This window comes from Alteromonas abrolhosensis, assembly GCF_001953635.1.
GTDB classification, from domain to species: Bacteria; Pseudomonadota; Gammaproteobacteria; order Enterobacterales; family Alteromonadaceae; genus Alteromonas; species Alteromonas abrolhosensis.
Genome location: NZ_MEJH01000009.1, coordinates 125,583 through 137,372 on the forward strand (window position 1 = coordinate 125,583; position 11,790 = coordinate 137,372).

14 protein-coding genes are annotated in these 11,790 nt (G+C 44.1%); 5 read left to right on the forward strand and 9 right to left on the reverse strand.

Annotated features, from left to right (window positions below):
- Positions 1 to 9: 9 nt before the first annotated feature.
- From flgG to BGK61_RS14175, 8 genes are all read right to left on the reverse strand, one after another.
- Entirely contained in the window at positions 10 to 798 is a 789-nt protein-coding gene (gene flgG, locus BGK61_RS14140) for a flagellar basal-body rod protein FlgG (RefSeq protein ID WP_014997599.1), read from the reverse strand.
- Positions 799 to 845: 47 nt separating this feature from the next.
- Positions 846 to 1,589: a flagellar basal body rod protein FlgF gene (locus BGK61_RS14145; protein ID WP_076012252.1), complete on the reverse strand. Its 744-nt coding sequence runs from the start codon at positions 1,587 to 1,589 to the stop codon at positions 846 to 848.
- A 224-nt stretch (positions 1,590 to 1,813) separates the two neighbouring features.
- On the reverse strand, positions 1,814 to 3,199 hold the full coding sequence (gene flgE / locus BGK61_RS14150) for a flagellar hook protein FlgE (RefSeq protein ID WP_014997597.1): 1,386 nt from the start codon (positions 3,197 to 3,199) through the stop codon (positions 1,814 to 1,816).
- Positions 3,200 to 3,213: 14 nt separating this feature from the next.
- Complete coding sequence (gene flgD, locus BGK61_RS14155; protein ID WP_012517628.1) at positions 3,214 to 3,900, reverse strand: flagellar hook assembly protein FlgD; 687 nt, start codon at positions 3,898 to 3,900, stop codon at positions 3,214 to 3,216.
- 31 nt (positions 3,901 to 3,931) lie between these two features.
- The gene (flgC, locus tag BGK61_RS14160; protein ID WP_014997596.1) at positions 3,932 to 4,354 is read right to left on the reverse strand and encodes a flagellar basal body rod protein FlgC; all 423 of its coding nucleotides are present in this window, start codon (positions 4,352 to 4,354) and stop codon (positions 3,932 to 3,934) included.
- A gap of 2 nt (positions 4,355 to 4,356) precedes the next feature.
- Complete coding sequence (flgB, locus tag BGK61_RS14165) at positions 4,357 to 4,791, reverse strand: flagellar basal body rod protein FlgB (protein WP_014997595.1); 435 nt, start codon at positions 4,789 to 4,791, stop codon at positions 4,357 to 4,359.
- A gap of 203 nt (positions 4,792 to 4,994) precedes the next feature.
- Positions 4,995 to 5,825, reverse strand: a complete 831-nt coding sequence (locus BGK61_RS14170) for a CheR family methyltransferase (protein WP_014997594.1) — start codon at positions 5,823 to 5,825, stop codon at positions 4,995 to 4,997.
- A 15-nt stretch (positions 5,826 to 5,840) separates the two neighbouring features.
- Positions 5,841 to 6,770: a chemotaxis protein CheV gene (locus BGK61_RS14175; protein ID WP_014997593.1), complete on the reverse strand. Its 930-nt coding sequence runs from the start codon at positions 6,768 to 6,770 to the stop codon at positions 5,841 to 5,843.
- A gap of 276 nt (positions 6,771 to 7,046) precedes the next feature.
- Between BGK61_RS14175 and flgA the strand changes: the two genes are divergently transcribed.
- The 3 genes from flgA to flgN all read left to right on the forward strand — a co-directional run bounded on the left by flgA (position 7,047) and on the right by flgN (position 8,674).
- Positions 7,047 to 7,766 carry a flagellar basal body P-ring formation chaperone FlgA gene (gene flgA / locus BGK61_RS14180; protein ID WP_234349504.1) on the forward strand — a complete coding sequence of 240 codons (720 nt, stop codon included), beginning with the start codon at positions 7,047 to 7,049 and terminating at the stop codon, positions 7,764 to 7,766.
- Positions 7,767 to 7,868: 102 nt separating this feature from the next.
- Positions 7,869 to 8,198, forward strand: a complete 330-nt coding sequence (gene flgM / locus BGK61_RS14185) for a flagellar biosynthesis anti-sigma factor FlgM (RefSeq protein ID WP_014997591.1) — start codon at positions 7,869 to 7,871, stop codon at positions 8,196 to 8,198.
- Positions 8,199 to 8,242: 44 nt separating this feature from the next.
- A complete protein-coding gene (gene flgN / locus BGK61_RS14190) occupies positions 8,243 to 8,674 on the forward strand; it encodes a flagellar export chaperone FlgN (protein WP_076012253.1) in 432 nt (143 codons plus the stop codon).
- 225 nt (positions 8,675 to 8,899) lie between these two features.
- Here flgN and BGK61_RS14195 read toward each other — a convergent pair whose 3' ends face one another.
- Positions 8,900 to 9,385, reverse strand: a complete 486-nt coding sequence (locus BGK61_RS14195) for an LPP20 family lipoprotein (RefSeq protein WP_076012254.1) — start codon at positions 9,383 to 9,385, stop codon at positions 8,900 to 8,902.
- 387 nt (positions 9,386 to 9,772) lie between these two features.
- Here BGK61_RS14195 and BGK61_RS14200 point away from each other — a divergent pair, with 387 nt between their 5' ends.
- Together BGK61_RS14200 and BGK61_RS14205 are read left to right on the forward strand one after the other, a co-directional pair.
- Complete coding sequence (locus BGK61_RS14200; protein WP_076012255.1) at positions 9,773 to 10,954, forward strand: flagellar assembly protein T N-terminal domain-containing protein; 1,182 nt, start codon at positions 9,773 to 9,775, stop codon at positions 10,952 to 10,954.
- A 220-nt stretch (positions 10,955 to 11,174) separates the two neighbouring features.
- On the forward strand, positions 11,175 to 11,789 hold the full coding sequence (locus BGK61_RS14205; protein ID WP_234349505.1) for a transglutaminase-like cysteine peptidase: 615 nt from the start codon (positions 11,175 to 11,177) through the stop codon (positions 11,787 to 11,789).
- The last annotated feature ends 1 nt before the right edge of the window (position 11,790 follow it).

Sequence of the window (11,790 nt, forward strand, 5' to 3'; positions counted from 1 at the left end):
TGCTACCTATTAAAGTTGCTGAATAACCTGACCAAGCATTTGGTCAACCGATGAGATAACTTTTGAGTTCATCTCATACAAGCGCTGGCTTTCGATAAGGTTTACTAGCTCTTCGGTCACGTTTACGTTAGATGTCTCTAGCGTGCCTTGAGAGATATAACCTAGCCCTTGAAGGCCGGGAACACCCTGTATTGGTGCACCGCTAGATGCAGTTTCAACGAATAAATTCTGTCCGATTGGCTGAAGACCAGTTGGGTTTACGAAGTCAGAAATATTCATCTGACCGAGCACTTGAGGTTCTGCCTGACCGCGAATGCTCACGCTGATTTCACCATCCTGAGAAATAGTGATTTGCTGGGCATCTTCTGGAACAGCCACCTCTGGCTGGAGTAAAAAGCCAGCGCCAGAAGTTACTATTTGCCCCTGATCGTTTAGTGAAAACTGACCATTTCTTGAATAGGCAATGGTGCCGTCTGGCTGCAATATTTCAAAATAACCACGGCCTTGAATTGACATATCAAGGGCGTTTTCAGTAGTTAGCAGGTTACCTTGGGTGTGTGCCTTTTGCGTAGCGACCACTTTTGAACCTGAACCAAGCATAAGCCCAGAAGGAAGCTCAGTATCAGCAGACGAGCGACCGCCTGGCTGGTTGATATTCTGATAAAGCAAATCTTCAAAAACCGCACGGTCTTTTTTAAAGCCAACCGTTGACGCGTTTGCAAGGTTGTTAGACACCACTGCCACATCGGTCTGCGCGGCGTCTAGTCCGGTTTTACTTATCCACAGTGCTGGATGCATGTTAACCTCCGACGTTGCTCAAAAGGGCAACGATGATAAAAATTCTATTATAAAATGCGCAGTAGCTGATTACCGCGTGTATCAAGCTCGTCTGCCTGCTTCATCATTTTGACCTGTAGCTCGTAGTGACGCTGCAGACTTATCATGTCCACCATCTCTTCTACGGCATTCACGTTTGAGCCTTCAAGCATGCCAGACATCACTTTTACGTTAGCGTTAGCTGGCGCAATTGAGCCATCTTCCATTCTAAATAAGCCGTCGCTGCCACGTTCCATATCAGCGTAATTAGGACTAACTAGTTTAAGGCGACCAACTTCTTCGATGACGTTAGCAGGAGCTCCTAACTGCCTCATTGACAATGTGCCATCGGCGGCAATGTTGAGATTGTCCAAAGGTACAGGAAGAAATATTGGCCCGTTGTCACCAAGCACGACGCGATCATGAATGTCTGTCAAAATTCCGTCGTCGCCTAATTTAAAGTTGCCATCGCGTGAGTAAGCTTCTTGTCCGTTTTGATCTTGAACGGCAAACCAACCATCGCCTTGAATGGCCACGTCTAAGTCGCGGTCTGTCTTAATCATCGGACCCGACTCGTAGTTGTTAGACGGGCTTTCAGTCATAGAAAATACGCGAGTCGGCAAACCTTCGCCGTAGGCCGGCATTGACCTTGCCTGCTCCAGCTGAGCTCTAAAACCCGTAGTTTGTGCATTAGCCAAGTTATTGGCCCGAATCCCTGTTCCTAAAAGGCTCTGAGATGCGCCACTTGCTGATATATAGAGAAGTTTGTCCATGACTGACTTTTGACTCTGATTAAACCTTAAACAAGATTTTGCAAAGGCAATGCCAACCTGTGGATATTTAGTGCAATTGAAAAATACGAGGGGTATTGAATTGATAAATAAAGAAAAATAAAAAGGTCGCAACCTTGCGACCTTTCTAAATTGGGTCAAATAACAGCGGTATCACGCGCCTGAAATTTGCCGCTTAGCCTTCTTTAAAAGTGGCTATTTATAAACTATCGGATATTAAGGATAGTCTGATTCAGCGAGTTGTTAACCTCAAGCGCACGAGAGTTTGCCTGGAAGTTACGCTGAGCGATAATCATGTCAATGAGCTCAGTGGTAAGGTTAACGTTGGCTTGTTCTAGCGCCGAAGAGTTAATTTCACCGAAAGTACCGGTTGTTGCTTCCCCTGCTAGTGCCTCACCAGAAAGAATACTTTCTTTCCACTGAGTGCTGCTCTCCTGAGTTAGACCTTGTTCATTAGAGAATCGTACTAAAGCAACACGTACAATAGGCTCAGACGTACCATTAGAGAACGTTGCGCGAACCAGCCCGTCAGGACCGATATCGATACCCGTCAATCGACCTACAGGCAAACCATCCTGTTCTAGTGATGTAACTTCGAACGCAGAGGCGAACTGAGTAGGCTCATTAGGTGTGGCGCTGTTTACGTCCAAGTTAAAATCGATGCTAATTTGCTGTGTTGGGTCAGAACCATTGGCCAATATGCCAGCACCTAGCGCTTCAGTTTGCATCTTAAAGTCTAGCGTAGGCAAACCATCTGGTGTTTCCATACCAGAAAAGTCACCGCCTTGAGAGAAGATAAGCTTAGACGCAGTTACTGCATTACCTGTATTTCCACCTACTGAGTTAACCGCTGTAGCTGGGTCGGTATCATTACCAGCAGAGTCGGTCATATCAACAAGTGTGTCGTCAATCGCGGTAGCGACATACCATTCGTTATCAACGCCTGGTGAACCGTCTTTTATGAAGTAATAGGTCATAACATGGCTATCACCCAGTGAATCATAAACCGTTACCGAGGTTGCTGCGTTATAAGTCAACGGATCTTCAGGGTTGAAGTCTTGCGGGTCTAGACCAGCGTCGCCAGCAGGAAGGTTCATACGAATATCAACCTCTGAGGTTTGTTGCGGTGAACCCGAAGAGTCAGGAATACGAACAGGCTCGGTAGTACTTAGCGCAACAGATGCACTGGTTCCATCAGCATTTACCGGGAAGCCCAGAAGGTTGTCGCCATTACTATTTACCACGAAGTTGTCACTATCGAGCTTAAACTGGCCGGCACGAGTAAATGAAAAGTCACGTGATGTAATTTCAGGTACTGTCGCAAAGAAACCGTTACCTGTAATCGCTAGGTCTAACGACGTATTAGTAAACTGAAGGCTACCTTGAGAAAATTGCTGTGCAACTTCCTGAGTTAGTACACCGTCACCCACTTTCGTTTTACCACCTGCTAACAGTGATGCCGCATAAACATCGCCAAATTCAGCACGAGATTCTTTAAAGCCAACAGTATTTACGTTTGCGATGTTGTTGGCGGTTACATCCAAATCTTTTTGTGCGGCCGATACGCCACTCAGTGCAATATTAAAAGACATTATTGATTCTCCTACTAACTGCCGATTTGAATGACGTCATCAAGATTGATACTGACATCACCATCCAAATTCAAAATTACGCCTTGGCCACTACCTGCCAAGCTTACACTTCCAACATGGCGATTCACGGCGGTATTCAGCTGAACACCTTCTCCATTTAGCTCACCAGTAGCACTGATAACATATTCACCAGGTGCCATCTGGTTGCCATGCTTATCTTTGCCGTCCCATTCGAACTCAATGTTGCCCGCACTTTGTGTGCCAGCATCAATGGTTTTAATCACTTCACCAAATTGGTTCTCGATAGTGATCGTCATGTTTTGAACTGTTTTCTCATTTACGATGACACCCGAGATACCATCTCCCTCATTGGCCATATAGCCTACGTTACCTTGTACCAGCACGTTTTGTCCGATAAGACTAGATGCTTGTAACGCTTGATTCGAAGTCATTGAGGCTGCGAATGATTCAAACTTCTCGTTAAGCTGTGAAATGCCGTCAGCCATAGTAAATGACGTCATCTGCGCCACCATTTGGTCATTGTCAACCGGTGCAGTAGGATCCTGATTGGCAAGCTGTTCCGTTAACATCGAGAAGAAATCTTCTTGAGTTAACTGCTGCTCGGTGCCATCGGCAATCTTGACAGTTTCTTCCTGCCAATACAGATCAGTATTTAAGCCGGTGTTGTTTATGGTATTCACTGATTAATCCTCACATTATCCAAGCGGCAAATTACTGCCCTTGACCTAACTGCAGTACGCGGCGGAATATACGTTTCGTGGTATCTGCAACCTGTACGTTTGTTTCGTACGCTTTAGAGGCTGACATCATATTTGCCATCTCTTCTACGATGTTTACGTTAGGCTTATAGATGTAACCATTTTCATCTGCCATCGGGTTATTAGGCGCATACTCCACATTCAGTGGCGCGTCGCTTTCTACGATCCCTTTAACTTGAACACCTGCGCCTTTAGACTGGTCGCGCATAGCGTCTTGCAAGGCAGTTGCGAAAACTGGATGGCGAGCTCGATAGGTTTCGTCATAGCTGCTGCTTACCGAGTTTGCGTTGGCGATGTTACTGGCCGTGGTATTTAGACGTACATTTTCCGCCTCCATACCCGTACTCGAAATTTGCATTACATTAAATAAACTCATGACTATTGACCTCCTGAGCTAAGCGCTTTTTTCATGCCTTTAATTTTTCCGTTTAGAAATTCGAGGCTGGCTTGGTAGCGCAATCCATTATCTAAGAACCGATTTCTTTCCGCTTGGACCTCAACTGTGTTGCCGTCTCCGGTATCTGGTTGAGTTGGAATGCGGTATTGCATGTCAAAGTTTGCCGCTACCGACGTAGAATTGCCGCTTAGGTGGCGACTATCTGTCCGTACCATTCCTGAAGAAGCATGATTGGCTGTACCGCCAGAAGCCTCTCGCATGGCTGACTGCATTGCTTTATTAAAATCAATGTCTCGCGCTTTATAACCAGGCGTGTTTGCGTTGGCTAGATTTCCGGCAATCACTTCCATACGCTCGGTGCGTATAGTTAGCGCTGACTCATGAAAGCCAACCAGCTTATCTAGGTTAATAGCCATAACATGACCTCTGACATACTTTAAATTCGTTACATGATGACAAGGCAAACGGTAAATGTAGATATTGAACTTCGCCGTTTAACTGTCGTTTGTAGAAATAGTTAGCAAGGCAGATGCCATAATGAGATTTTGACGGAGGAGATAATGTTAGAGAGTCGACCTGATCTTAAAAAAAGTTTTATTTATCAGGCCGATAAGTTAGATCATTTTTTTTGATAGTAGAGGCCTGGGTGGCACTTAACCATACTATAGGTATCACTTGCAGCACTGATCGATTCAGAGGCGCCAAGGAATAGCACACCCTGAGGCTGCAACTGTCCGGCAATTTGTTGCAGGATACGCTGTTTTACTTCTGCCGAAAAATAAATCAAAACATTGCGGCAAAAAACGATGTCAAAACGGCCAAGTGCTGCATAGCTTGAAAGAAGATTTAAGCTTCTAAAGCTCACCATACGTCGAACGTCAGGTTTTACCTGCATAAGTCCACTTTCATTTTGCTGGAAAAAAGCCTGTCTACGTTGCGGCGACAACCCTCTGGCAAGCGACAATTCGTCGTAAATACCAAGCTCACACTTTTGCAGCATTTCTGACGACAAATCAGTCGCCACAATCTCAACACCCGCTCTCAAAGCGCCAGGGCGCTGACGTTGATACTCAAGAACGGACATAGCAATTGAATAAGGTTCTTGGCCCGATGAACAAGCCGCGCTCCAAATACGAATTTTTTGATTTTTAGCCGACAGCGCTGGTAGTAACTCTTTTACTAGCAAATCGAAAGGGTAGTTATCTCTAAACCACAAGGTTTCATTTGTGGTCATTGCGTCAATAACGTGTTGCAGTAACGTTCTGTCGAACCCTTTCACAACCACATCAATCAGTTCGTCAGCTGACTCATATTTGTGTTTAAAGAGTAATGAGGCTAAGCGGCTACGCACTAGATATTGTTTATTATCACCTAACACTATGCCGCATTGCTTTTCTAAAAACTCTCTAAACTTAAGGTAACTCGCTGGCGAAACGTCTTTATTAGCCAATCCTATCTTGCTCCGTTATTCGCACTCAGTCATTAGCCACTTTTGTACCGCAGTAGCAAGTTCATCAGGATGGAATTTCGCGATAAAGTCATCAGCCCCTACCTTCTGCACCATAGCTTGGTTGAAGACGCCACTAAGCGAGGTATGCAGTACAACGTGGAGCTTTTGGAGTTCCGGGGTGTTTTTAATTTCCGCGGTAAGGGTATACCCGTCCATTTCAGGCATCTCAATATCAGATACCAGTACACCTACACGGTTAGTAACATCGCCGTACTCTTCGGCAATTTCTTTCAATCTGTTTAAGGCTTCAAGACCGTTTTTAGCGAGTTCAATCTCAAGACCCAGTGAAGTAAGCGCCTTTTTAACTTGGTTTCTCGCTACCGCAGAATCGTCAGCGATAAAGATAATTTTGTTTTCTTGACCTTCTGTAGTCAGGCTTTCGGCCACTTCTGAACTTACTTCAGCGTTCAACGGAGAAATTTCATTCAAAATTTTCTCAACGTCCAGTATTTCGATAAGTTCGTTCTCAACTTCAGTCACTGCCGTAAGGTAGCTTGCTCTGCCAGTACCTTGTGGCGGAGGCATTATCGCATCCCAATTGGTGTTGATGATGCGTTCCACAGCCCCCACCAAAAACCCTTGAACAGAACGGTTATATTCTGCAATGACGATAAAAGCATTAGAGAGATCTTCAATTTTGCGGCCGCGCGTCGCCATACTTAAATCGATTACCGATATAGTTTGACCACGAATGTGCGCCACACCACGGACTAATGGATTTAATTTTGGCATTGCTGTAAGCGGAGGACACTGAAGCACTTCCCGCACTTTAAAAACGTTAATTCCAAAGCGTTGGCGGCCGTTCAGTCTAAACAGCAGCAACTCTAAGCGATTCTGCCCAACAAGCTGCGTGCGCTGGTTTACTGAATCTAAAATCCCCGACATAGGTCACCTCTAAGTAATACTGGGCATGATCATTGCCTCTTATGTTAAAGATAGACAATATCACTAAATTTTTGCAGGTCAAACGACAGAAAAATGACACTAATTTGCATTTTTCAGTCTTTAGTAGAGTTTTTACCTTTACTTAGGTCATGATCCTGCATTGACTCTCGTGCTTGTAGACCTAAAAGGTTTGCTCTTGCGGTTGTAATTTAACGCGAAAGTAAACCGGCCGTATTTAAGCATAGTCAATAACTTGTAAACTGAACACGAAAAGTCATGATGAAAAATACAAACGCCTTAATGCGCCTAACCTTCACACGATTACTGTCATTTACTGTTTTCAGTGTACTTTCAATGAACTGCTTGGCGACACAAACCAATCACGAACGAGTTGAAGAAGGCGCAAAACAATACCTCATAGCTCAACTGGCTGATAACACGCAGGATACTAGCATTGATGTGTCTATTGTGAAGATAGACGATAGGATAAATATTCCAGATTGTCCTACCGGATTTGAATATAACGCATCGCAAGAAGCGTTGACTCAATCGTATATTTCGGTGCGAGTGAGTTGCAGAAATAACGAATGGTATCTTTTTACCAGTGGCCAAGTTACACGAACCAAAGAGATTGTGGTAACCCAAGGCGCAATAAGCCCTGGAACAGTTTTAACATCGTCAAATCTATCGTTGGCGAAAGTTGATGTGAGACGTTTACGCTACACCGCATTTACCGATCTTGAGGCGCTTATTGGAGCACGGATGAAGCGCCGTGTGACCGATGGACAGGCCATACAATCGAATATGCTATGCTTTGTTTGCAAAGGCGATAGAATTACGATTACCGCAGAGATCGCAGGTATGGAAGTAAAAACCGCAGGAATCGCTCAACAGGACGGTGTTGTGGGTGACAATATTAAGGTAATTAATGCCAGTAGCCAAAAGGCGGTGATAGCAAGAGTCGCAAGCCCTGAAGAAGTCGTGATACACTTATAAACGAGGCAGTGAAAATCTGCTTTTTTGTTCACAATTTAGCTAAAGAAATCAGCCTAAAGGCCGATATACTTTACAGAGGCAAAAAAGTAGTGAGGATCAATTATGGCAATTAATAATATAAACAACGGGTTACCTAAAACCCCCGTTGATAATGGGAAGGTTGCGCAACAAAACCAGACGCAACAATCTCCACAGCAGGCATCGACGCAAGCTGCGCAAACCGCTTCGGTTCCGCGTCAGGATTCTGTGTCTTTGACTCAATCTGCTCAGCAGCTTAATCAGGTTCAAAAGAAAGGTTCAGAAGCGCCTGTTAACCAAGAAAAAGTGGATCGTCTTAAAAAAGCGATTCAAAGTGGTGAGTATAAAGTTAACCCTGAAGTACTTGCTAACAAGATTGCGAAGTTAGAATCTGAAATTTTTGGCGCTAAATAATTAGCGACAACAGTTAGAACACGTTCAATTAAAAGAGAAATGATGTGACTGAACAAGTAAGCCAATTAACGCAAGCACTCACTAAGCAAGTGGAGCAACTGTCTACACTTGCTGTTTTGCTTGAAAAAGAATTGCAGCTTATCAGTTCACGTGATGCTGAATCGCTAATGAATTTGTTAGACGAAAAAACAGCGTTATTAACATCGATTCAAGCACTTGACGGAAGTATTGAACGTACCATCAATAGCCAAGATTCACTGTCGGAAGAAGACGAAGTGTTAATGACTGATGCTAAGAAACTTCTCGACGACTGCAAATATCGCACGCAGGTCAATCAAAAAGCTGTAGAGCAAGGACAGCTACGCCTCACACACCTACGCAACTTGATGATGGAAGTGCGTGCGAAAGAATCTCTTACTTACGACAAAAAGGGAAAGCCGAAAGGCGGCACTTTAGGTTCTGGAGTTAGCGCTTAAGGTAACCCGTTTATAACAGGCCTTAGGATTTCCCCCAACGAACTTCCCCTGCCTCGATTTGATAAGCAGCGGCATTCACATCTTTGAATACGCCAATAGCTCGGTCTACTCACACGCTAAGCCGGCATCAATAAATAAAATTTACTACTAGACTTAACGGATACAAGTCACATCGAACTTGGCGTAATTAGGTGATGTACCCACATAGGGAGTATGAACTAGACGCTAATAATACTTCACATCTTTCACTCTGCGCGGTTTCGCAGTTGACAAATAAATGTCATAAACTTGTTGCATGTCCAACGCTAGCTCAGTGACGTACGTGTCTTCTCCTACCGGATAGGCTTTAACCACTTCAGCACCACGAATTACTCCTTCCACCGACGCGCGCAAGGTTTCACTCTCGATAACTAGATGAGACAGAGATTGGTTGCCTTCAATTTTTTGACCATAAACCTGCTCGGTTAGCTCTCGGTATGCATCTAATTTTGACGCTTTCATTGCCATAATTAGCTTCATACTATCGCCCTTTCCTCGTTGAGAAGAGATTGGCGCATAGCCCACGGCTTTCAGTACTGGGTAAGTCTCCGGCTCCACCGTTTCCCATTCTACGTGCTTATCAATTATGCCACATCCGCCTGTGCTAATTGCTAAACCGAGAAAGCAAGACAGCATAAGCGACTTTGATTTATTCAATTTTTTCAAGCACATAGTTATATTTCCAGTTTACATTTATGGTCAAACTTAACGTGTAGTAAAGACGCTGCCAATTGATTAGCGGCAAAATTACTACACGATGTAATTAAGCATTCCTCAACAGCGTCCTACGGCGTATTTTCACATTCGCAGTGGACATGTAAGACACATTAGTAGATATAGCGCCTTAAACTCTGCCAGGTTCATGACAATGGGAGCACTGCAAGATATGCGCCCGTTTTAGCTCAATTGAAATGAACACTAAATTTGACGCCATAATTTGGCACTCTTTTCGCATAACACTAGCTATCAATTACTGCCTATCGATTAATGCCTATCGATTAATGCCTATCAAGTTTCACGTTGGGTAGCGCAGATACATAAAACCTCTAGAGGTGTAGGGTGCGACACATTAACAGAACAACGCTAGCAACCATTTTCAACGCTGTAGTGGCGGTAATTTGCCTGCTTGTATTTTTCGTTGGGCAAGCAAATGCCGTGTGGTATGAAGCTACCGGTCAAGCTGTAATCAGAGACGGTGATAAAGAAGCAGCTAGACGCGCTGCCACTCAAGAAGCTCTTAAGCAGGCTATGCTTTTTGCTGGCGCATCAGTTCATAGCGTCGCCAAACTTACCAACGGCCTGTTAAAAAATGAAGAGATGACAATTCGCTCTACTGGCGAAGTGGAACAATTGGAGCTGGTTGATGAAATCTATAGCGGCGATGTGCTAACAGTAAGTATACGCGCTGACATTTTTCCTAAAGGCAAAGTATGCGCTGCACAAGGCGACCAAAAGCATTTCGCCACTACGCATTTTCGCGTTCGCAATAGAGCGCAGTTGACTCAGGGCAACATCCCAAATTTCGATATTTCATTTACGCAACGATTGGCGCAAGCCATGCAAGATAAAACTGAAAACTTAAGCATTACTTATATTGCACCACATACTGCAAAGTTTGACAGTCGATATACAGATCAAAATATACGTACCCTTTCAGCACAAAGTAACACACAATTTGTGCTGGTAGGGGTTATCGATGATGTTAGCGTGACCTATGAGGACGTGTCTGTGTTCACTCCTTGGCGTGATGGCACCTCGCAGCGCGCGTTTGCCCTTTCAATACAAGTTTACGACGGAATTAACGGTGGCTTGTTGTTAACCAAGTCCTATCAGGGTCAGGGAGAGTGGACATTTGATAGGTTTGAAAATGTAGATGAGTACTCGGCAACGTTTTGGCAGTCTCTTTACGGTCAAACTGTTGACGCTATTATTGCAGAGGCCATTGAAGATATAAAAGAGACAACGGCCTGTCAGCCTATTACAGGAAGAGTTATCAATATTGCTGGAGATAAGATTTCCGTTTCTTTAGGAAGAGATAATGGCATTTCTGAAAAGGATGAACTATATCTTTATCAAGCTAAAGAGATTGTCGATAACCGTGGCCGTAAATACTTACAATACTCGCTATATCCTGGCAAGTTCGTGGTTAGTAATGCCTACGGTAATTCGTCTCTGGTAGTAAACGAAGGTACAGGTGTTATCGCAAATATTCAAGAACACGATTTTGTAGTTAAGAAATAGTCTTTCTAGATTTCCACTTTAGCATTCGAAAACCTGGTTGGTTTATCAGCACAGCCATGTTATACCTATAACTACGTATAGCAAATTATACTTAAACTTTAGGTGAAGACGGTTACTCTCGCCTATACTTTAGTATAACTAAAATAATGAAGTTATGACCCTTTCTCTATTTGCGTCGCACTGCTTAGCATTAGTGGCCCTGCTACTAGCTGGACAGCAAATGAAGGATCAGTATGTAATCGAGTTTCCAAAGCTTGAACAGGAAGTAAAAAATAAATTTGGAGCTGATAAAGCATCACACGTTGCAGCGCTAGAAGTTGCCCTACACGCTCTTGAAAATAAGGGCGTTGAAGACCAATTGCTTGGTGTAAACGCTTTTTTCGATGAGCACATTCAGTACGCTACTGACGATATCGTATTCAAAGAAAAAGACTACTGGGCTACCCCATCTGAACTTTTTGGCCATTCTCGCGGAGATTGTGAGGATTATGCCATTGCAAAATACGTAGCTCTGCTACACTTAGGTATCGATAGTTCTAAACTTCGCCTGATATATGTCAAAGCGAAGATTGGTAGAAGTCGAGTAACACAAGCACACATGGTTTTAGGATACTATGATTCCCCCTCATCGGATCCCCTGGTGCTAGACAGCTTAGTGTCAAACGTATTACCCGGCTCACAGCGCACAGACCTGATACCTGTTTTTAGCTTTAACGACTCAGGTATTTGGCAACCAGGCAAAACTGCACAGGTTTCTTCGTCTACCAGTAGATTATCTAGGTGGCGCGACGTTATTGAGCGCATGAAGCAAGAGGGGATTAGCAGAAGGTCCTAGG

Coding starts and splice junctions, on each gene's coding strand:
- BGK61_RS14145 (WP_076012252.1), bottom strand. CDS start 1,589: ATGGACAAACTTCTCTATATATCAGCAAGTGGCGCATCTCAGAGCCTT.
- flgA (WP_234349504.1), top strand. CDS start 7,047: ATGATGAAAAATACAAACGCCTTAATGCGCCTAACCTTCACACGATTA.
- BGK61_RS14195 (WP_076012254.1), bottom strand. CDS start 9,385: ATGTGCTTGAAAAAATTGAATAAATCAAAGTCGCTTATGCTGTCTTGC.
- BGK61_RS14205 (WP_234349505.1), top strand. CDS start 11,175: ATGAAGGATCAGTATGTAATCGAGTTTCCAAAGCTTGAACAGGAAGTA.
- flgC (WP_014997596.1), bottom strand. CDS start 4,354: ATGAGTTTATTTAATGTAATGCAAATTTCGAGTACGGGTATGGAGGCG.
- BGK61_RS14175 (WP_014997593.1), bottom strand. CDS start 6,770: ATGTCGGGGATTTTAGATTCAGTAAACCAGCGCACGCAGCTTGTTGGG.
- flgB (WP_014997595.1), bottom strand. CDS start 4,791: ATGGCTATTAACCTAGATAAGCTGGTTGGCTTTCATGAGTCAGCGCTA.
- flgG (WP_014997599.1), bottom strand. CDS start 798: ATGCATCCAGCACTGTGGATAAGTAAAACCGGACTAGACGCCGCGCAG.
- flgM (WP_014997591.1), top strand. CDS start 7,869: ATGGCAATTAATAATATAAACAACGGGTTACCTAAAACCCCCGTTGAT.
- flgE (WP_014997597.1), bottom strand. CDS start 3,199: ATGTCTTTTAATATTGCACTGAGTGGCGTATCGGCCGCACAAAAAGAT.